The sequence below is a fragment of the Streptomyces sp. NPDC001880 genome (assembly GCF_053594575.1).
In genome coordinates this window covers 99,264-118,732 of sequence record NZ_JBSFET010000008.1, presented here as the reverse complement: position 1 = coordinate 118,732, position 19,469 = coordinate 99,264, and the positions used below count along the sequence as shown (strand labels likewise).

Below are 19,469 nucleotides of genomic sequence, written 5' to 3'. Positions count from 1 at the left end.
AGCATCCTTCCACGGCATGCAAGTTGACCCAACCTGACTCCGGTTCACCCGACTCGGGATCACCTGGGGCGTGTTTCGAAAGTGGCGTCGTCCGCCCGGAGGGCGGGGCCGGGGGCGCCCGGTGCGTGCGCTCGCAAGGCGGAGGGAGGAGAGCGCAGCGGGCTGCGCCGACGACCGACAACGCGGCGAGCGATGGGCTCTCCCCTGCTCGAGCGAAGCCGAGAGCTCGGGGTGGTGCCGGACGCCCCCGACCCGGCGGGACCTTCGGAGACACGCCCTAACTGCCCTCGCGCCAGGCGCGCCACAGACGCGCGTACTGACCGCCCAGGGCCACCAGTTCCCCGTGCGTTCCCTCCTCCACCACGCGCCCCGCGGAGAGCACGGCGATCCGGTCCGCCGCCATCGCCTGGGTGAGCCGGTGCGCCACGAACAGCGTGGTCCGGCCCGAGCACGCGGCAAGCACGGCCCGCTCCAGCTCGGCGGCGCCCTCGCTGCCCGCCTCGGCGGTCGACTCGTCGAGCACCACCACCGGCGCACGGCCCAGAACCAGCCGGGCCAGGGCGATCTGGGCGACCTTGGTGACATCCAGGCGCTCGCCGCCCTCGCCGACCGTGGTGTTCAGCCCGTCGGGCAGCAGCTCGACCCACTCGCCCGCGCCGACCGTGCGCAAGGCATCCATCAGCTCGGCGTCGCCCGCCCCGGGTGCGGCGAGCCGCAGATCGTCGGCGAGCGGCCCGGAGAACACATGGGTCTCCTGCGTCAGGATGCTCACCAGGGCCCGCGCCCCGGCTTCGTCCAGACCGGCGAGGTCGTGCGGACCGATGCGTACCGAACCGGACTTCGGGGTCCCGATGCCGGCGATCAGCGCGGCCAGAGTCGACTTGCCGGCACCCGTCGCCCCCACCAGGGCCAGCGAACCACCGGCCGGGACGGACAGGTTCACGTCCCGCAGGACCGGTTCCTCGGTGTCGGGATAGCTGAAGGTCAGCGCCTCCACCGTCACCGGGTACGGCCCGGCGCCGGCCTGCGCGACGGACACGTCGCCCACCAGCCGGTCCTCCGCGGGCTCCCCCAGCACCCCGACCAGACGGGTGAGACTCGCGCCCGACTTCTGCGCCTCGTCGAAGGTGAACATGATGGCGCCCAGCGGGGTGAACAGCCGGTGGAACATCAGCGGGGCCGCCGAGACCTCGCCCAGGCTGGCGGCGTCGGCCTCCAGCAGGGCGTACCCCACCACCACGATCAGGACCAGCCCGATGAACTCGGCGCGGTTCTCCCTGCCGACGAACCGCCCGAAGAGGCGGAACACATCGATGCCGAGATCGCGCACCCGCCACGACTCGCGGGTGACCTTCTCGCGGACGGCGTCCTCCAGGCGGTACGCCCGGACCGTGTCGATCCCGTTCAGACCGCTGATCAACGCCTGGGCGCGGTCGGCCTGGGCGGCCCGCTGCTTCCGGTAGAGCGGTGCGGACCTCGGCAGGTACCACCGCAGCGCCAGCCCGTACGCGGGCAGCGCGCCGGCGCCCGCCAGGCCGAGCCGCCAGTCCAGTCCGAACATGCCCGCCGTGGCGATGACGACCAGCACACCTGCGGAGAACACCGTGGGGACGGCGGACCGGATGCCCTTGGACAGCACGGCCACGTCGTCGCCGACCCGGGACAGCACATCGCCCCGGCCGACCTGCTCGACGCGTGCGCTCGGCATCCCCAGCACGGCGCGGACGGCGCCTTCCCGCAGCCGGGCGAGCAGATCCGCCCCCAGCCGCCCGATCAGGTACGTCGACACGGCGGTGGCTGCCGCGCCGAGCAGCGCGGCAGCCACCATCAGCACCCCGACCCTGACGAGCACCGAGCGCGATTCGCCCTCGGTCACTCCGTCGACCACCTGGCTCAGCAGGAGGACGGGGAGCACCTGGAGCGCCGCCCCGGCCACCGTGGTGAGCAGGGTGGAGGCCGTCAGCCACGGGGCCCGGCGGCAGTGCGCCGCGACCCACCCGGCGGCCTCACCCCCGGTCGCCGTGCGCAGCTGCCGAGAGCACGCACCGGACGCCGCTCCTTGACGGGCGAACGTTGCCTGCCGCGGCACTAGCCGACCGACTTGACGAGTTCGTCGATCGCGTAGGGCAACGACAGCAGGGTGCCCTGGGACATGGCCGCGCCGACCGCCGGACCCTCGCTGTCCAGCAGGTAGGACACCTTGCCGTCCCTGACCGCGGACAGGTTGGTGAACAGCTCGAACTTCTTCAGCGCTTCCGTGTCCGCCTTGTCGTTGATGACGAAGATGCGGTCGACGTCGACCAGGTCGACGCGCTCGGGGGACAGCGTGGTGAAGAACTTGCCGTCCGCGATCGTGTCGATCTCGGTCTGGTACGTGAAGCCGATGCCCGTCGTCAGCCGCCCGCGCACATCGGTGGAGGTGAACGGTGCGACGGAGTCCTTGTACCAGGAGAGCGCCACGGCGGTCTTGTCGGCGAACTCCGGGTGCGCCTTCTTGGCCGCGTCGAGCTTGTCCTGGATGCCCTGCACCAGCTCGGTGCCCTCGCGCTCCTTGCCGAGCGCCTTGGCGATGTGTACGGCGTTGTCCTGCCACGGAGCGCTGAAGGGCTCCTTCTCCCCCTTGGTGCGGCCCACCGTCGGGGCGATCCTGGAGAGCTTCTCGTAGGCGGCCTTGTCGATCTCGGAGTAGACCGCGACGATCAGGTCCGGACGCAGGGAGGCGATCTTCTCGTAATTGGGGCCCGAGTCACCGTTGTTCATGACGACCTCGGGGCGGGTGTCGCCCCACTTGTCCTTCACCCAGGGCCACTGGGTGTTGATGTCGGGGGACTTGCCCGCCGGGTTCGGGTACTGGTCGACCATGCCGACCGGCTTGATGCCGAGCGCCAGGACGGCCTGGTCGTCCGTGTAGCCGACGGAGACGACGCGCTGGGGAGCCTTGGTGATCTCCGTGGATCCGAATGCGTGCTCCACGGTGACCGGGAACGCGCCGGCGGCCGCAGCCGGGTTGGCGTCGCTCTTCCTGTCCTCCGAGTCGGAACCGCATCCCGCGAGGAGACCGACACCGAGGGCCGTGGCGGACAGCGTCGCCGCCACCCGCCGCCAGGGCTTCACAAGCGTCGTTCGATGGAGAAGCATCCGGAATCCCTTGCTTTCACACAGTCCGCCGCACCTCTTCATAAGGGCAGCCAAACCTTACCTTGCATAAGTGAGGGTAGCCTAGCCTAACCAGACAAATTCCCTCCGTCGGCCACGAGTTGAGCTCTCGGCCGCACTCATGACCGTCAGAACAGCCCCTGCGGATCCAGCCGTACGTGCGTGCGTCCGATCGGCACGATGAGCGGCCGGTCCCCCACCGGGTCGTCGATCACCATGGCGCGCAGCCCGAACGCCTCGTCCAGCAACTCGGCGGTGATCACGTCACGCGGGTGCCCCTGCGCCAGGACGGATCCCGCCCGCATCACGATGAGGTTGTCGCTGTACCGCGTGGCCATATTCAGGTCGTGCAGCACCATGACCACGGTCCGCCCCGACTCGTGCAGATCGTCCACCAGATCGAGTACGTCGATCGCGTGCGCCAGGTCCAGATAGGTGGTCGGCTCGTCCAGCAGCAGCAGGTCGGTGCCCTGGGCCAGGGTCATCGAGATCCAGACGCGCTGGCGCTGCCCGCCGGACAGCGAGTCGACCGGGCGGTCCGCCAGCTCCAGGACCCCGGTCATGGCCAGCGCGCGCTCCACCACACCGGCGTCGTCCGAGGACCACTGCCGCAGCCAACTCTGGTGCGGATGGCGCCCCCTGGCGACCAGGTCGGCCACCGTCAGCCCGTCCGGCGCGACCGGCGCCTGCGGCAGCAGGCCGAGCTTCTTCGCCACGTCCCTGGTCCTGAGCCGAGCGATGTCCTCGCCGTCCAGTACGACCGAGCCACAGGCCGGCTTGAGCAGCCGGGTCAGGGTGCGCAACAGGGTCGACTTTCCACAGCCGTTGGGACCGATGATCGTGGTGATCACCCCCGGGGGGATCGTCACGTCGAGATCGTCGATGACCGTCCGGCCGCCGTACCCGACCGTGACGCCCCTGGCCGCCAGCCGCGGGATCCCCTCGACTCCGGTCTCCCGCACCGTCCCGGCCTCGGCCTCGGTGATGAACTGAGCGGCCACGAGCCCCCCTTGGTTGGATTCGCCTTGATTTCTCACCGTCTACCTCAGGTTCGCCCGCACCAGCAGATACACGAGGAACGGGCCGCCGATCGCGGCGGTGACCACGCCGACCGGCAGAGTGACCGGCAGCGCCGTGCGCGCGACCAGGTCCGAGCCGATCAGCAGCAGCGCCCCCACCAGGCCGGACGCCACCATCGGCGGCGTCGGGAACCTCACCAGACGCATCGCCACCTGCGGCGCCACCAGAGCGACGAACGGAACCGGGCCCGCCGCGCTCACCGCCACCGCGGCCAGCAGCACCGCGCACAGCAGCAGGACCGCCCGCACCCGCGCATACCGGACGCCCAGACCGGCGGCGACCTCGTCACCGAGGTGCATCGGCCTGAACTGGAACGCGGCAGCGGCCACCACGACGACGAGGACGGCCGTGCACCGGAGCGCCACCTCGATCTCGTCCCACGACCGGTCGGCCAGCGAACCGACCAGCCACGCCTGGGCCCTGGCCACGTCCCTGATGTCGGCCTGGACCAGCAGCCAGGTCGTGATCGCCTCCATCACGGCGCTCACCGAGATGCCGATGAGGATGAGCCGGAAGCCGTCGATCCCGCGCCGCCACGCCAGGAAGTACACCAGCAGCCCCGTGCCGAGACCGCCCGCGAGCGCCGCCGCGGGCAGTCCCACCGAGCCGACGACCGCCGCGGCGGTGCCCCCCGACATCGTCACCAGGAAAACCGCGACCGCGCCGGCTCCCCCGGTGATGCCCAGGATGTCCGGGCTGGCGAGCGGGTTGCGCGCGACGGACTGCGTGATCGCCCCGGACACCCCCAGCGCGATCCCCACGACGAGACCGGCCAGCGCACGCGGCATCCGCAGATCCATGACCACGAACTCGTCGACCTGTTCGCCCCGGCCGAGGATCGTGGCGATCACCCGGGACAGGCCGATGGGGAAGTCCCCGACGCCGATGGAGAGGCAGAACACCAGGAAGGTCGCCGTCGCCAGCACCACCGTGACCAGGACCGGCCAGGGCCGCCATACGAACGACACCTGCCCGAACCGCACGCCCGGCGCCACCGATGGGTTCACTTCTGTCCCGTTCATGCGTTCCTGAACTTTCCGCGCCACACGAGAATCGCGAAGAACGGGGCGCCGAGGAGAGCGACCACCACACCCGCGTCCAGCTCACCCGGCCGCACCACCAGACGCCCCACGATGTCGCAGACCAGCAGGACGACGGCCCCGAGCAGCCCCGCGTACGGCACCAGCCAGCGGTAGTCCGGCCCGGTGAGGTACCGGGCCACATGGGCCACCATCAGCCCGAGGAACGCGATGGGGCCGCAGGCCGCAGTGGCCGCCCCGGCCAGCAGGGTGACGGCCACGATGCCGATGGTCCGGCTCAGCGCGATGTTCACGCCCAGCCCCCGTGCCACGTCGTCGCCCAGGTTGAGCAGATTGAGGGCGGGCAGGGTGATCAGCGCCAGTACCAGTCCGACCGCGATGAACACGGTCACCGGCCGGATGACGTCGAACCCGGCACCGGCCACGGAGCCCGCGTTCCAGAACCGCAGCGCGTTCAGCGACTTCTGGTCGGACAGCGCGACCGCCGTGGTCATCGCGGCGAGGAACACCGTGATCCCCTGCCCTGCCAGGGCGAGCGTCAGCGGATTGCCCGCCCCCCGGCCGATGCTCGCGAGGCCGAAGACGACGACGCCGGCAACAGCCGCCCCCACGAAGGCGAACCAGACGTACTGGAAAGGGTCGGCGAAGCCGAACACGGCGATCACCGACACCACGGCGAACGAGGCGCCGGCGTTCACTCCCAACAGGCCCGTATCGGCGATCGGGTTGCGTGTGTACCCCTGGATCAGCGCACCGCCGGTCCCCAGAGCGATGCCCGCGACGATCGCGAGCACCGTCCGGGGCACCCGCACGGTCTGCACGATGAGCCTGATCTCGGTGAGCCGCCGGTCGGATTCGGGTGCGGCGAACAGTCCGTGCCAGACCTCGGCAGGACTCAGCGCGCGGGCGCCGACGGCCAGGGACACCGCCGCGGCGCTCACCAGGACCGCCACGAGGACGAGCAGACCCACAAGCCGCCGCCGACGGGCCCCTGTTGTCCCCCCGGGGGCAGCACGCTCAACTGCAGTCGTGCGCATGTCGGCGTTCGTTATCCCTTTGTCCCGGTGCCGTCGGCGACCGGCCGGGCCTCGTCGGAGGCGGACCTGGCTCCCCGGTCGAGCAACGAGTCCAGGATCTCGCCGACGCGTACCGCGGTGTTGGACAGCAGGGACGTCGTGATGCCGTGCGTGTGCTCGGTGCCGCCCTGGAGGTAGATGCCGCAGCGCAGATCGGGGCCGGTCGAGACGCGGTAGTCGCGCTCGACGCGCACGCGGCCCTCGTCGTCGCGCCGGCAGCGGTCGGCGACCTCGCCGAGCAGACCGAGCGGGTCGGCGGGGCTGTAACCGGTGGCGAACACCACGACATCGGCGTCCAGGTGCGTCTCCTCACCCGTCACCAGGGACTTCACGGTGGTGCGTACGCTCTCGGGTGTCTCCTCGACATCGCTGACCCGGGACACGTTGAGGAAGCGCAGCCGTTCGGTGCCCAGGACCTTCTCCTGGTACATCTGCCGGTACAGGTCGTCGATCAGGTCGATGTCCACCACCGAGTAGTTGGTGTTGCCGTGATAGGCCATCAGCCGGTTCTTGACGCTGTCGGGCGCGCTGAAGTAGTCGTCGACCGCCCCGGGGTCGAAGATCCGGTTGGCGAAGCTGCTGTCGTCGGCGGGGCTGTAGCCGTAGCGGGAGAAGACCGCGCAGACCTCGGCCCCGGGGAAGCGGCGATGCAGGTACGCGACGTTCTCCGCGGCGCTCTGTCCGGCGCCCACGACGACGAACCGCCGGGGCGAGCCGCCCTCCAGCCCGTCGACCTTGTGCAGCAGCTCGGAGTTGTGCCAGACGCGGTCACCGCGCTCGACGCCCGCCGGCAGGAGGGGGCGCAGCCCGGTGCCGATGACGAGGTTGCGGGCCCGGTGGACCTCCAGCCCCTCCTCCGACCGGACGGTCACGTCCAGGTACTCCACGACACCGTCGTGGACGAAGGGCGTGACGGAGACGACCTCGTGGCCGTAGGAGACCATGTCGTCGACCTTGGCCGCGGCCCACTCGAAGTAGTCGTGGAACTCCACCCGCAGCGGGAAGAGGTTCTTGTGGTTGATGAAGTCGATCAGCCGGCCCTTGCTCTGCAGATAGCAGAGGAAGCTGAACTCGCTGGCCGGGTTCCGGAGCGTCACCAGGTCCTTGAGGAAGGAGACCTGCATGGTCGCGTCGTCGATCAGCATGCCGCGGTGCCAGCCGAAGCTCCGCTGCTGCTCGAAGAAGTGAGCGGTGACCGGCTCCTGCCTGCCGACGCCTGAGTTGTGCTCGCTCAGCGCAATCGCCATGGCCACATTGGAAGGGCCGAAGCCGATCCCGATCAGGTCGTGGACCAGTGGTGCGTCGCCAGGAAGAACCTGTGACATGTCACTCCCATCGTGCGGGAAAGCCGCCTATCAGGCGTGGGGAAGGTACGAAAGGCGGGCACGTCGACAGAGCCGCCCAGAAAACTTAGGTGAGCCTAAGCTAATCAAGCGGGGTTGTCGATAGACCGACCCACCGCGAATGCACTGACAGACCGTCAAGCGTGTTCCGAGATCACCCTGTTGCAAACTAAGGTAAGCCTTGCTTTACTTGCCGCCGATCCATTCCTGCCCTGAGGAGGAACCCCATGCGGGTCGTCATGTTCGGTTACCAGACCTGGGGCCATCGCACCCTGCAAGCCCTCCTGGACTCCGAGCACCAGGTGGTTCTGGTCGTGACGCACCCCAAGAGCGAGCACGCGTACGAGAAGATCTGGAGCGATTCCGTCGCCGACCTCGCCGAGGAGCACGGCGTCCCGGTGCTGATCCGCAACCGTCCGGACGACGAGGAGCTGTTCGAACGCCTCAAGGCGGCCGCCCCGGACATCATCGTGGCCAACAACTGGCGGACGTGGATCCCGCCGCGGATCTTCGGCCTCCCCCGCCACGGCACGCTGAACGTGCACGATTCGCTGCTGCCGAAGTACGCCGGCTTCTCCCCGCTGATCTGGGCCCTGATCAACGGCGAGTCCGAGGTGGGCGTCACCGCGCACATGATGGACGTCGAGCTCGACGCCGGCGACATCGTCCGCCAGGAGGCGGTTCCGGTCGGTCCGGCGGACACCGCCACCGACCTCTTCCACAAGACCGTCGGCCTCATCGCCCCGGTCACCGTCGGCGCACTCGACCTGATCGCCGGCGGGCAGACGGAGTTCACCAAGCAGGACCGCTCCCTGGCGAGCTTCTTCCACAAGCGGTCCGCCGAGGACATCCGCATCGACTGGAACTGGCCGGCAGAGGACCTCGAACGTCTGGTCCGCGCCCAGTCCGAGCCGTACCCCAGCGCCTTCACCTTCCACAAGGGCAGGCGCCTTGAGGTCCTCGCCGCGGTGGTGTCCCAGAACCGCTACGGCGGTACACCCGGCCGCATCTTCTACCGCGAGGGCGAAGGCGTGGTGATCGTCGCCGGAGCCGACGCCCGCACCGGCCGCAACCACGGCCTGGCCCTCACACGCGTACGGACCGAGAACGGCCGGGAGATGCCCGCGACGGAGTACTTCACCTCCATGGGCGGCTACCTGACCGACCGAACCTGACGCTCCGTCATCTCCATGGTTCCGGGGCGCCTCCCACGGGCCCGATGGCCGGGACCATGGAAGCGGTCCCTGAGTTCTGGGGCCTGCCGCCGCGGTTCATGCCGGAAACCGCACCCGCCTCGGGGGTGCGCTCATCCACTCGTGCGCCGGCCTCGCGGGTTGCTTCTCGCTCCGGTTCCTCGCTGCCGTCAGGGCGGACACCGGTTCCTGCGGCACCGGCCTGTCCGTCGTCTCCGGCGTGGAACTCGTAGCGGTGGCACCGGTCGCCCCCTGATCCGTCCGGGACCGGCCGGATCAGGGGGTCGCCGCGGACACGACGTAGACGACGGGGTTCATCGGATCGGTCATGTTCACCGTGATGTCCTGGGTGGGCCGCGGGTCCTCGTTGGTGTGCGTGGTGCCCGCCCATTCGACCCCGGGGCCGAACTTCCAGCCCGAGACCTCCTGGTCGCGATCGCTGATGGTCACCTTGCCGGTCTCCAGGTCGGAGCGCCCGCTGCCCATCCGGCCGAGGAAGCGGTCCAGCCCGGCGGACGTGGTGCGGAACTCCACGTACAGCCGGCTGGCCTTCCAGTTGTTGGTCTCGTAGTACTGCACGTCCTGGGAATTGCCGGGCATCGGCAGTTCGTAGATCCGGCGCTGCATCCGGGACGGCCAGCCCTCCTGGAGCCCCTGCGCGGCGGCCTCGGCCTCCTTGTTCTGGCCGGAGCGGCGGCTCTGTCCGGCGGAGATCAGCAAATAGCCGGCCGGGATACCGATGAGCAGCACGATGATGGTCGCCGTGATCAGCCGGCGGTAGATCATCCGGCGCCGGTCCTGCGGCGGCCGCCCGTCGTCGGGCGGCGAGGACTGACGCGGCAGGACGGGGTGCTCGGCTGCGGTCATGTGTCTGGGGATCCCTAGGAGGTGCGGGTATTGCGCGTGTTACGGATGGTGCTCGCGGCCTGGTCGTAGATCTGGGCGTACCGCTCGTGACGCTCGACGCGGCGACGGTTGGTACGGCGGAATCTGCGGGCCACCAGCCGGGCCAGGTCCGCGGCGCCGACCATACCCGCCTCCGGGCCGAGCTGTGCCTTGGCGATCCGGGCCTCGGGCCGGTAGCCGCGACCGGTGAGATGACGCTTGAAGGCGTCCCTGGCGGGGCTGATGAGCAGGTCGTCGGCGGCGCTGACACCGCCCCCGATGACGAAGCAGGAAGGGTCGAGCGCGGCAGCCAGGTTGGCGATGCCCACACCGAGCCACTGGCCGATGTCCTGGAGCAGCTCGACGCACATCGCGTCGCCCTCGCGGGCCAGTTCGGTGATCAGCGGACCGGTGATGTCGGGGATGTTGCCCTTGACCCGCTCGATGATTCCCTGGGCCACCGGGGAGTCCGCGGCGGCCAGCTCCTTGGCCTCCCGGACGAGCGCGTTGCCGGAGCTGTACTGCTCCCAGCAGCCGCGGTTCCCGCAGGGGCAGCGGTGGCCCCCGGGCACCACCTGCATGTGGCCGAACTCACCGGCGACGCCGTACTTGCCGCGCTTGACCTGGCCGTCCTCCAGGATCGCGCCGCCGATGCCGGTGCCGAGCGTGATCATGACGAGGTGGTCCTCGCCGCGGCCGGCGCCGAAGCGCCACTCGGCCCAGGCGGCGGTGTTGGCGTCGTTGTCGACCATGACGGGGACGACCAGGCGGGAGGCGAGGGCGTCGCGCAGGGGTTCGTCGCGCCAGGCGAGGTGCGGGGCGAAGAGCACCCTGGAGCGGTCCGCGTCGACCCATCCGGCCGCGCCGATTCCCACGGCGTGCACATCGTGCCGGTCGGAGAGGTCCAGGACCAGCTCGACGATGGTGTCCTCGACGACCTTGGGGCTCTTGGACTTGTCCGGCGTCTCGGTGCGCAGCTGCTCCAGGATGTTGCCGTCCGCGTCGACGACGCCCGCCATCACCTTCGTACCGCCGATGTCGATGCCGACGGTGGGAACCCGCGGGGCCGTGAGGTGCGAGCGCCGCTCCCGGGTGCCCACGGTCCGCAGGACGGTGGCGCGGGCGGAGCCGCGGTGTGTGAAGTCGCGGTACGTGCTCATCGTCCCTGCGGGGTCTGGGGGAGCCGGGCGGTACTCCCGGCGGCGGACTGCGCCCGTCGGGCTCGATTCTGCCACTGCCGGGGCGCCGGGGCTGGCGGACCGTGGGTACGGGGCCGGTCCCGGCCGGGGGCTACTCGGGCTTGCGGGGGACCGGATGACCGCCGAGACGGGTAGGCGCGGGGGCCCGTTCCAGCTCGTGGCTGAGCTCCTCCAGCTCGCTGCCGCCCGCCATCTGGCGGGTCAGCTCGTCCAGCGTGACGCTCGCCCTGGTGTGGCTGCCCGACATCGCGCCGCGCTTCAGCAGCACGAAACGGTCACCGACCAGATACGCGTGGTGCGGGTTGTGCGTGATGAGAACCACGCCCAGACCCGCGTCGCGGGCGGCCGCGACGTACTTCAGCACGACCCCGGACTGCTTGACGCCGAGCGCGGCGGTGGGCTCGTCCAGGACGAGGACCTTGGCACCGAAGTAGACGGCCCGCGCGATGGCGACGCACTGGCGCTCGCCGCCGGAGAGGGTGCCGATCGGCTGGTCGACGTCGCGCAGGTCGATACCCATGCGCAGCAGCTCGGAGCGAGTGGTCTCGCGCATCAGCCGTACGTCGAGGCGCTTGAAGGGGCCGGAGCCGGTGGTCGGCTCGGAGCCGAGGAAGAAGTTGCGCCAGACCGGCATCAGGGGGACGACGGCCAGGTCCTGGTACACCGTGGCGATGCCGCGGTCCAGGGCGTCGCGCGGGTTGGCGAGGGTGGTCTCCTCGCCGTCGATGAGGACGGTCCCGGCGTCGTGCCGGTGCAGCCCGGAGATGATCTTGATCAGGGTGGACTTGCCGGCGCCGTTGTCACCGAGCACGCAGGAGATCTCGCCCGCGTGGACCTCCAGCGAGACGTCCGTCAGGGCCTTGATGTTGCCGTAGTACTTGCTGACGTGGTCCAGCTCGACGAGCGCCCGGTGGGGCGCCTCCTGGCCGGCCGGTGCCTTGGGGGCCGTCATTTCGTCGCCTCCGCGCGCTTGCGTACCCATGCGTTGAGCAGGGTGGCCAGGAGCAGCATGGCTCCGAGGAAGAACTTGAACCAGTCCGGGTTCCACTCCGCGTACACGATGCCCTTGCTGGTCATGCCGAAGATGAAGGCACCGACCGCGGAGCCGATCGCGGAGCCGTAGCCGCCGGTGATCAGACAGCCGCCGATGACGGCCGCGATGATGTAGATCAGTTCGTTGCCGACGCCCTCGCCGGACTGCACCACGTCGAACGAGAACAGCAGGTGCTGGCCGGAGACCCAGGCGGCGAAGGCGACCCCGAGGTAGAGCCCGATCTTGGTGCGGACCACCGGGACGCCGACCGCGCGGGCCGCGTCGGCCTCGCCGCCGACGGCGTAGATCCAGTTGCCGAAGCGGGTGCGGAGCAGGATCCAGGTGGCGATCGCGACGAGTACGGCCCACCACAGGATGGTGACCTTGAACTCGACGCCGCCGACGGTCCACTGCGAGGCGAAGACCTTGCGGGCCGAGTCGAAGCCCTCCATGTCGCCGATGGCCTTGGTGGACACGGTCCCGCTGATGAGCTTGGTGAAGCCCAGATTGAGGCCGGTCAGCATCAGGAACGTGCCGAGCGTGATGATGAAGCTCGGCAGTTTGGTGCGGGTCAGCATGAAGCCGTTGAACGCCCCGATGGCCAGGGTGACCAGCAGTGAGACGAAGACGCCGACCCAGACGTTGGCCGTCATCTGATAGCTGAACATCGACGAGATCAGCGCGGAGCTGGTGACCAGCACACCGGCGGAGAGGTCGAACTCGCCGCCGATCATCAGCAGCGCCACCGGCGCGGCCATGATCCCGATCGTCGAGGCCGCGTAGAGCACCGTGCCGAGGCTGGAGGCGCGCAGGAAGCTGTCGGCGACGATCGAGAAGAAGACGAAGACGGCCGCGGCACCGACCACCGAGCCGAGCTCGGGGCGGCCGAGCAGCCTGCGCAGCGGTGAGGTGCGCATCAGCCGCTCGTCCGCCCCGGCCGGGGCGGACGGTCCGGCGATCGTGCTCATCGGGTCCCCCGCTTCGTGTACTGGGCGAGTTCGGCAGCGTCCTTCGAGGTGATGATCTGCGGTCCGGTGAGGACCGGGCGGCCGCCACCGAGCACATTGCCGTTGTAGCGGTAGAGCCAGAGCAGGTCGACCGCCTCGTACCCCTGGAGGTAGGGCTGCTGGTCGACCGCGAAGCCGAGGGTCTTGTCCTGGAGGGCCGTGGCGACCTTGGCGTTCAGGTCGAAGGTGTCGATCTCGGCCTTGCTGCCCGCGGTCGTCTTCGCCTTGACGGCGGCGTCCGCGAACGGCGCGCCGAGGGTGACGACCGCGTCGATGCTCTTGTCGGCCTGGAGCTTGGCCTCGATGGACGCCTGGACGTCGGGCATGCTGGTGCCCTCGACGTACAGGTTCTGCATCTGTCCGTCGAAGGTCTTCTTCGCTCCGGCGCAGCGCTGCTCGTGACCGACGTTGCCCTGCTCGTGCAGGATGCAGAGCGCCTTCTTGCGGCCCCGTGCGTTGAGCTCCTCGCCGACCGCCTCGCCCGCGATGGACTCGTCCTGGCCGATGTGGGCGAGCGCGCCGAACCGCTCGGACTCCGCGGAGCCCGAGTTCACCGTGATCACCGGGATGCCGGCCTTGGTGGCCTTGGCCACGACGTCCTTCATGGCATCGGGCTTGGCGAGGGTGACGATCAACCCGTCGACCTTCTGGTCGATGGCGGCCTGCACGAGCTGGGCCTGCTGCTGCGCCTCGTCGCTGTGCGAGTACAGGAACTTGATGTTGTCCTTGGCGGCCGCCTGCTCGGCACCACGCTGGACGATGTCCCAGAAGGTGTCCCCGTCGCCCGAGTGGGTGACCATGGCGAAGGTCCAGCGGGGCGTGTCCACCACGGGCCGGCCCTCGGCGGCGGCACGGGCCTCGCGCTCCTCCGCCCGCTTGCCACCGGTGCTGCTGCATCCCACGAGGGAGGCCCCGAGCACCGCCGCAAGCACGGCGCCCATCGCACGTACCCCTGTCCGAACCCTTGCCACGACGCCGTGCCCTTCTTGTGCTGCTCGCTGTGCTGCCAGGTGGGGCCGGGGATGGTACACACCCGGCCCGGCTGGCCAAGTATCCCCGAGCGGTCGGCGGCGCCGCCCGGCAGGGGCGGGACGCGTGTGTCGGCACCGGGTGCGCACCGGGGTGTCCGGAAGGTTCACCGGGTACCGCGCGCCGTGTACTTCTCCAGCTGCGGAACGTCCTCGGCGGTGACGATCGCCGGACCGGTGAGCACCGGCTTTCCGCCGCCGACGACGTTGCCGTTGGTCCGGTTCAGCCAGAGTTCGTCGACGGCGAGGTAGCCCTGGAGATAGGGCTGCTGGTCGACCGCGAAGCCGACCTCGTGCGCCTTCAGCCGCTTGACGACCTCGGCGTTCAGATCGAAGGTGTCGACCTCCGCCGTGCTGCCGGATCCCTCCTTGGCCTTGACGGAGGCGGCGGCGAAGGGGGCGCCGAGGGTGACGATCGCGTCGATGTCCTTGTCCGCCTGGAGCTTCGCCTCGATGGAGGAGGTGGAGGCCGGCATGTTGGTGCCGTCGACGTTGAGGTTCTCGACCCGGCCGCCGAAGGTCTTGCGGACCCCGGCGCAGCGCTCCTCCAGCGAGACGTTGCCCTGCTCGTGGATGACGCAGACGGCCTTCTTGCGGCCCCGTGCGTCGAGTTCCTCGCCGACCGCCTCGCCCGCGACCTTCTCGTCCTGGCCGATGTGCCCGAGCGCGCCGAGCCGCTCGGAGAACTGCGCGCCCGAGTTGATGGTCACCACGGGTATGCCGGCCTTCACAGCCTTGGTGACGACGTCCTGGACGGCTTCCGGTTTGGCGAGGGTGACGATCAGCCCGTCGACCTTCTGGTCGATGGCGGCCTGCACGAGCTGGGCCTGTTCCCTGCCCTCCTTGTTCGCCGAGTACAGGAACTCGGCGTTGTCCTTGGCCGCCGCCTGTTTCGCGCCGCTCTGCACGATGTCCCAGAAGGTGTCGCCCTCCCCCGAGTGCGTGACCATCGCGATCTTCATCCGGGGAGTGGTGGCGGCGCCGGCGCCCGCGCCCGCGGGCTTCTCCTCGGCGCTCCTGCCGCCGGAGCCGCTGCAGCCGGAGACGGCGATGCCGATTCCGAGGGCGACGGTGATCAGGGTTGCTGCCTTGCGAGAGCTACGCATGGTGGGTCCGCCTTCTCTCCCGGCCGCCCGAGTGCGGCTGGAGGATTTCTAGCGGCGGGCGTACGGGACGTCAACGGGCCCTGCGGCCGTCGTCAGCGTACGAGCAGCTGGAAGTCGAAGCTGTAGCGCGAGGCCCGGTAGACGTGGGAGCCGAACTCGACGGCCCGTCCGGTGTCGTCGAAGGTGGTGCGCTCCATCGTCAGCAGGGCGGCGCCCTCCGTCTCGGCGAGCCCGGCAGCCTCGTCGGCGGTGGCGAGCCGGGCGCCGACGGTCTGGCGGGCGCTGTGCAGGGTGATGCCGGCGCCGCGCAGCAGCCGGTACAGGCCGGTGGCCTCCAGCCGTTCGGTGTCCAGGTCGACGACTCCGGGCGGCAGGTGGTTGCGCAGCAGTGCCAGCGGCTCGCCGTGGGCGTACCGCAGCCGCTCGACGAGGTGTACGCCGGTGCCTTCGGCGACCGCCAGGGCTTCGGCCACCTCGGGGCCGGCGGGCTCGACGGCGTTGCGCAGCACGCGGGTCGCAGGGTGTCCGCCCGCGGCCTCCAGGTCGTCGTAGAGGCTGCTCAGTTCGAGCGGGCGCCGGACCGCGCTGTGCACGACCTGGGTGCCGACGCCTCGGCGGCGGACCATCAGCCCCTTGTCGACCAGCGACTGGATGGCCTGGCGGACCGTGGGCCGGGACAGGCCGAGCCGGGCCGCGAGCTCGATCTCGTTGCCGAGGAGGCTGCCGGGGGCGAGCCGGCCCTCTTCCACGGCCGCCTCCAGCTGCTGGGCCAGCTGGAAGTACAGCGGGATCGGGCTGGTGCGGTCCACGCCGAGTTCAAGTGCGGCGGGGTCGGTGGTGGGTTTGGACACGCGTGGAGGGTAACCCTCACGTCAGAACCTCCGGTAGTCCGGTCGTCCTGTTGTCAGGACAGCAGGACGAACGAACAAGCCGGACATTGTCAGGACATATGGTTGACAGCGCAGCCGGCGGGCGGCACGTTGGGTCCATGCGTATCGGACTCATCGGCACCGGCCGGATCGGTTCCTTCCACGCGGGCGTGCTGGCCCGCCATCCCGAGGTGGACGCTCTGATGGTGACGGACACCGACGCGGCGCGGGCAGCCGAGGTCGCGCACCGCACCGGCGCGACGGCCGTGCCGGGCGCCGCCGAGGTGTTCGGCGCGGGGGTGGACGCCGTGGTGATCGCCTCGGCCACCTCGGCGCACGCGGAGCTGATCGGCCGGGCGGCGCGGGCGGGACTCCCGGCCTTCTGCGAGAAGCCGATCGCCCTGGACCTGCCGGGGACCCTGGGCGCGCTGCGCGAGGTCGACCGGGCCGGCAGCGTGCTCCAGCTGGGCTTCATGCGGAGGTTCGACGCGGGCTACCGGGCGGCCCGCGCCGCCGTGCGGGCCGGTGCGCTGGGCAGGCTGCACACCGTGCGGGCGGTGACGATGGACCCCGCCCCGCCGCCCGCCGCGTACCTCCCGCTCTCCGGGGGGCTGTACCGGGACTGCCTGGTCCATGACTTCGACATGCTGCGGTGGGTGACCGGCCGCGAGGTGACGGAGGTGTACGCCGCCGGGTCGGATGCCGGGCCCGGGATGTTCCGGGCGGCGGGCGACGTCGACACGGCGGCGGTCCTGCTGACCCTCGACGACGGCACCCTGGCCACCGCGGCGGCCACCCGCTGCAACGGCGCCGGGTACGACGTACGGATGGAACTGGCGGGCGAGCTGGACCAGATCACGGTCGGCCTGGACGGCCGCACACCGGTCACCTCGGCCGAACCCCAGGGCCCGCCGGCCCCTGCCGGCCCGTGGCCCGGTTTCCTGGAGCGGTTCGCCCCGGCGTACGAGGCCGAACTGGACGCGTTCGTACGGGTGGTGCGGGGTGAACTGCCCAATCCCTGCGACGGCCGGGAGGCGTGGTTCGCGCTGCTGGTCGCGGAGGCGTGCGAGGTGTCCCGCCGGGAGCGCCGCCCCGTGACGATCGCGGAGATCGCCGACGGCGCGGCGCGGCCCTCCGCCTGACCGGCGACGGGCTCGCCGTCCGGTTCAGGAGGACGGCGGGGCGGCCGACAGCACGGTCCCCTGGGCGACCGCGCAGAGAGTCCGCTCCCCGTCCTTCCCCTCGGCGAACAGCTCGCAGCGGACCACCGCCTGACGGCGGCCGCTGTGCGCGACCTCGGCGTGGGCGACGAGGGTGGCACCGGTGGCGGGCCGGACGTACTGGATGGAGAAACCACCGGTCAGTACGGCCGGGCCGAGCGTGGTGCCGGCGGCGAAGGTGATCGCATTGTCGGCCGCGTAGGCCAGGACCCCGCCGTGCAGAAAGCCGTTCTGCTGCTGGAGGTCCTGACGCATGTCCACTTCGAGGGTGGCCGAGCCGTCCCCGAAGGCGGTGATCCGCGCCCCCACGAGTCCACTGAACGGCTGGCTGTCGAGCACCTTCCGCGCCATCCGCAGGTCAAGTCCGGTCATGACGGAGCTCCTTGTCTCACCAGCGGACGGGCAGCCCGCGCACCCCGCGCATCAGCATCCCGGGAATCCAGTCCAGCTCCCCTGCTGCCGCGTCCGGGGCGAGGGAGGGGCAGCGCTCCAGCAGTGTACGGATCGCGATCCGGCCCTCCATGCGGGCCAGCGGCGCACCCACGCAGAAGTGGACGCCGTGGCCGAAGGCCAAGTGCCCCTGGGTGTCGCGGCGGATGTCGAAGGTGTCCGGTTCCGGGTAGCGGCCGCGGTCCCGGTCGGCGCCCGCCAGGGACACCAGGACCGGCGCGCCCGCCGGAATGACCCGCTGCCCGATCTCGACCTGCTCACGGGGATAGCGGAACGTGGCGTTCTCCACCGGCCCGTCGTAGCGCAGCATCTCCTCGACCGCGCCGCCGATCAGCTCCGGGTCGTCCCGCAGGGCCGCCAGCTGGCCGGGGTGGTCGAGCAGCGCCCGTACCCCGTTGGCGATCAGGTTGACCGTGGTCTCGTGTCCGGCGACCAGCAACAGGAAGGCCATGCCGACCAGTTCGTCGGGCGAGAGACCGTCGCCCTCCTCGTCGCGCGTCCTGACCAGAGCACTCATCAGGTCGTCGCCGGGCGAGCACCGCTTGTCCTCGATGAGTTCGCGCAGGTACTCGTTCATGGCGCGCACCGCCTCGAACTCCTGCTCCGGCGAGGCGGGGGTGATGACACCGTTCGACAGCCGTCGGAAGGCACCGCGGTCCAGGTCCGGGACACCGATCAGCTCGCAGATGACGGTCATCGGCAGCGGGAAGGCGAGCGCGTCGACGAGATCGGCGCGCCCGGCGGGCACCATCGCGTCGAGGAGTTCGTCGGTGATCTGCTGGATGCGCGGACGCAGGGCCTCGACCCGGCGGGCGGTGAACTCCCGGGCGACGAGCTTGCGCAGCCGGGTGTGGTGGGGCGCATCCAGGTCCAGCATGTTGAGGAAGATGGGGTCGCTCTCGACGGGTGCGCCCGGCAGGCCCCGCCAGTCCTTGGCGAACCTCGGGTCGGCGAGGGTCGCGCGGGCCTCGTCGTACCCCACCACCAGCCAGACGCACTCGAACTCATCGGTGCGCACGGTGTGCACCGGGCCCGCTGCGCGCAGCTTCCCGTAGTACGGATACGGGTTCGCGGTGAAGTCCGCGAACCCGCGCAGATCGACATCGACCTCGGTACGGCCACTGGCATCGGACATGGGATCGCCCTTCCCGGTCTGACGGCTCGTTCGGCCCGGTCGCTCCGGACCGGCCGGTTCACCCTATGTCGCCGGCTGTACGCCGTCGTCGTCGAGCAGGCCCGCGTCGTGCACCAGCAGCGCGATCCGGACGCGGTCGGTGAAGCCGAACCCGGCCAGGATCCGGGACACCCCTGTCGTCACGCCGGGACAGGGCGTCGCGGCGGTCTCGGCGTCGGAACGGCCGCGCGCGGGGGCGCCCGCGACCTCGCGTTCCCGCTCGGTGAGTAACGAGGTCTCCGGGTCGGGGCGCAGATACGGCTGTACGGGGCGAGGACCAGGCAAAGCCACCCGGGCCGGACGGATGACCCCGGCCGCACGGACGCGTCGGACGACCAGAGTCCCGGAACACGAGACGTTCGGACGGGTGTGGAGGCCGCCGCCTCGCTCAGGGAGCGGCCGGAGTCACCGCACGGCGGCCCCAGGCGGTACCGGCCAGGACGAGCACCGCGCCGGCCGCTCCGAGCACCCCGAGCCGTTCGCCTCCGATCGCGATGCCCACGGCGGCGGCCCAGAGCGGGCTCGGTGCCGAGCAGCAGGCTCACCCGGGACGGCGAGGTGCGGCGTACCGACGGGTTCTCCTGGTTCTCCACAGGGACGATGTGGAGAC

At 70.6% G+C, this 19,469-nt stretch carries 18 protein-coding genes and 1 pseudogene; 2 read left to right on the top strand and 17 right to left on the bottom strand.

Annotated elements, in window-relative coordinates; genetic code table 11:
• Positions 1-277: 277 nt before the first annotated feature.
• The 6 genes from ACWCQ6_RS07575 to ACWCQ6_RS07550 all read right to left on the bottom strand — a co-directional run bounded on the left by ACWCQ6_RS07575 (position 278) and on the right by ACWCQ6_RS07550 (position 7,677).
• Complete coding sequence (locus ACWCQ6_RS07575) at positions 278-2,089, bottom strand: ABC transporter ATP-binding protein (protein WP_451086444.1); 1,812 nt, start codon at positions 2,087-2,089, stop codon at positions 278-280.
• The gene (locus tag ACWCQ6_RS07570) at positions 2,089-3,138 is read right to left on the bottom strand and encodes an iron-siderophore ABC transporter substrate-binding protein (RefSeq protein WP_451086442.1); all 1,050 of its coding nucleotides are present in this window, start codon (positions 3,136-3,138) and stop codon (positions 2,089-2,091) included. Before ACWCQ6_RS07570 ends, ACWCQ6_RS07575 begins: the two co-directional genes overlap by 1 nt.
• 146 nt (positions 3,139-3,284) lie before the next feature.
• Entirely contained in the window at positions 3,285-4,157 is an 873-nt protein-coding gene (locus ACWCQ6_RS07565; protein ID WP_451086440.1) for an ABC transporter ATP-binding protein, read from the bottom strand.
• Positions 4,158-4,196: 39 nt separating this feature from the next.
• A complete protein-coding gene (locus ACWCQ6_RS07560) occupies positions 4,197-5,258 on the bottom strand; it encodes a FecCD family ABC transporter permease (protein WP_451086438.1) in 1,062 nt (353 codons plus the stop codon).
• The gene (locus tag ACWCQ6_RS07555) at positions 5,255-6,313 is read right to left on the bottom strand and encodes a FecCD family ABC transporter permease (protein WP_451086436.1); all 1,059 of its coding nucleotides are present in this window, start codon (positions 6,311-6,313) and stop codon (positions 5,255-5,257) included. The genes ACWCQ6_RS07560 and ACWCQ6_RS07555 overlap by 4 nt, the downstream gene beginning before the upstream one ends.
• 11 nt (positions 6,314-6,324) lie before the next feature.
• On the bottom strand, positions 6,325-7,677 hold the full coding sequence (locus ACWCQ6_RS07550; RefSeq protein WP_451086434.1) for a lysine N(6)-hydroxylase/L-ornithine N(5)-oxygenase family protein: 1,353 nt from the start codon (positions 7,675-7,677) through the stop codon (positions 6,325-6,327).
• 245 nt (positions 7,678-7,922) lie between these two features.
• Between ACWCQ6_RS07550 and ACWCQ6_RS07545 the strand changes: the two genes are divergently transcribed.
• Positions 7,923-8,870 carry a methionyl-tRNA formyltransferase gene (locus ACWCQ6_RS07545; RefSeq protein WP_451086432.1) on the top strand — a complete coding sequence of 316 codons (948 nt, stop codon included), beginning with the start codon at positions 7,923-7,925 and terminating at the stop codon, positions 8,868-8,870.
• A gap of 294 nt (positions 8,871-9,164) precedes the next feature.
• Here ACWCQ6_RS07545 and ACWCQ6_RS07540 read toward each other — a convergent pair whose 3' ends face one another.
• From ACWCQ6_RS07540 to ACWCQ6_RS07510, 7 genes are all read right to left on the bottom strand, one after another.
• Entirely contained in the window at positions 9,165-9,755 is a 591-nt protein-coding gene (locus ACWCQ6_RS07540) for a hypothetical protein (RefSeq protein WP_451086430.1), read from the bottom strand.
• 14 nt (positions 9,756-9,769) lie between these two features.
• Positions 9,770-10,933: an ROK family glucokinase gene (locus tag ACWCQ6_RS07535; RefSeq protein WP_451086428.1), complete on the bottom strand. Its 1,164-nt coding sequence runs from the start codon at positions 10,931-10,933 to the stop codon at positions 9,770-9,772.
• A gap of 130 nt (positions 10,934-11,063) precedes the next feature.
• Entirely contained in the window at positions 11,064-11,924 is an 861-nt protein-coding gene (locus ACWCQ6_RS07530; RefSeq protein ID WP_451086426.1) for an ATP-binding cassette domain-containing protein, read from the bottom strand.
• Positions 11,921-12,973 carry an ABC transporter permease gene (locus tag ACWCQ6_RS07525; RefSeq protein ID WP_451086424.1) on the bottom strand — a complete coding sequence of 351 codons (1,053 nt, stop codon included), beginning with the start codon at positions 12,971-12,973 and terminating at the stop codon, positions 11,921-11,923. The genes ACWCQ6_RS07530 and ACWCQ6_RS07525 overlap by 4 nt, the downstream gene beginning before the upstream one ends.
• Positions 12,970-13,983: a sugar ABC transporter substrate-binding protein gene (locus ACWCQ6_RS07520; RefSeq protein WP_451086422.1), complete on the bottom strand. Its 1,014-nt coding sequence runs from the start codon at positions 13,981-13,983 to the stop codon at positions 12,970-12,972. The genes ACWCQ6_RS07525 and ACWCQ6_RS07520 overlap by 4 nt, the downstream gene beginning before the upstream one ends.
• Positions 13,984-14,147: 164 nt before the next feature.
• Entirely contained in the window at positions 14,148-15,146 is a 999-nt protein-coding gene (locus ACWCQ6_RS07515) for a sugar ABC transporter substrate-binding protein (RefSeq protein ID WP_451086420.1), read from the bottom strand.
• A gap of 92 nt (positions 15,147-15,238) precedes the next feature.
• The gene (locus tag ACWCQ6_RS07510) at positions 15,239-15,997 is read right to left on the bottom strand and encodes a GntR family transcriptional regulator (RefSeq protein WP_451086418.1); all 759 of its coding nucleotides are present in this window, start codon (positions 15,995-15,997) and stop codon (positions 15,239-15,241) included.
• A gap of 137 nt (positions 15,998-16,134) precedes the next feature.
• On the opposite strand from ACWCQ6_RS07510, the gene ACWCQ6_RS07505 reads away from it, so the two are divergent.
• The gene (locus ACWCQ6_RS07505; RefSeq protein ID WP_451086416.1) at positions 16,135-17,157 is read left to right on the top strand and encodes a Gfo/Idh/MocA family protein; all 1,023 of its coding nucleotides are present in this window, start codon (positions 16,135-16,137) and stop codon (positions 17,155-17,157) included.
• Between the two features lie 24 nt (positions 17,158-17,181).
• On the opposite strand, the gene ACWCQ6_RS07500 is transcribed toward ACWCQ6_RS07505, so the two are convergent.
• The 4 genes and pseudogenes from ACWCQ6_RS07500 to ACWCQ6_RS07485 all read right to left on the bottom strand — a co-directional run.
• Positions 17,182-17,607 carry a PaaI family thioesterase gene (locus ACWCQ6_RS07500; RefSeq protein WP_451086414.1) on the bottom strand — a complete coding sequence of 142 codons (426 nt, stop codon included), beginning with the start codon at positions 17,605-17,607 and terminating at the stop codon, positions 17,182-17,184.
• A 16-nt stretch (positions 17,608-17,623) separates the two neighbouring features.
• Entirely contained in the window at positions 17,624-18,820 is a 1,197-nt protein-coding gene (locus ACWCQ6_RS07495; RefSeq protein WP_451086412.1) for a cytochrome P450 family protein, read from the bottom strand.
• A gap of 63 nt (positions 18,821-18,883) precedes the next feature.
• Positions 18,884-19,144 carry a hypothetical protein gene (locus ACWCQ6_RS07490; RefSeq protein ID WP_451086410.1) on the bottom strand — a complete coding sequence of 87 codons (261 nt, stop codon included), beginning with the start codon at positions 19,142-19,144 and terminating at the stop codon, positions 18,884-18,886.
• Positions 19,145-19,247: 103 nt separating this feature from the next.
• A pseudogene (locus tag ACWCQ6_RS07485) lies at positions 19,248-19,431 on the bottom strand (EamA family transporter); the annotation flags it as partial.
• Positions 19,432-19,469: the final 38 nt, after the last annotated feature.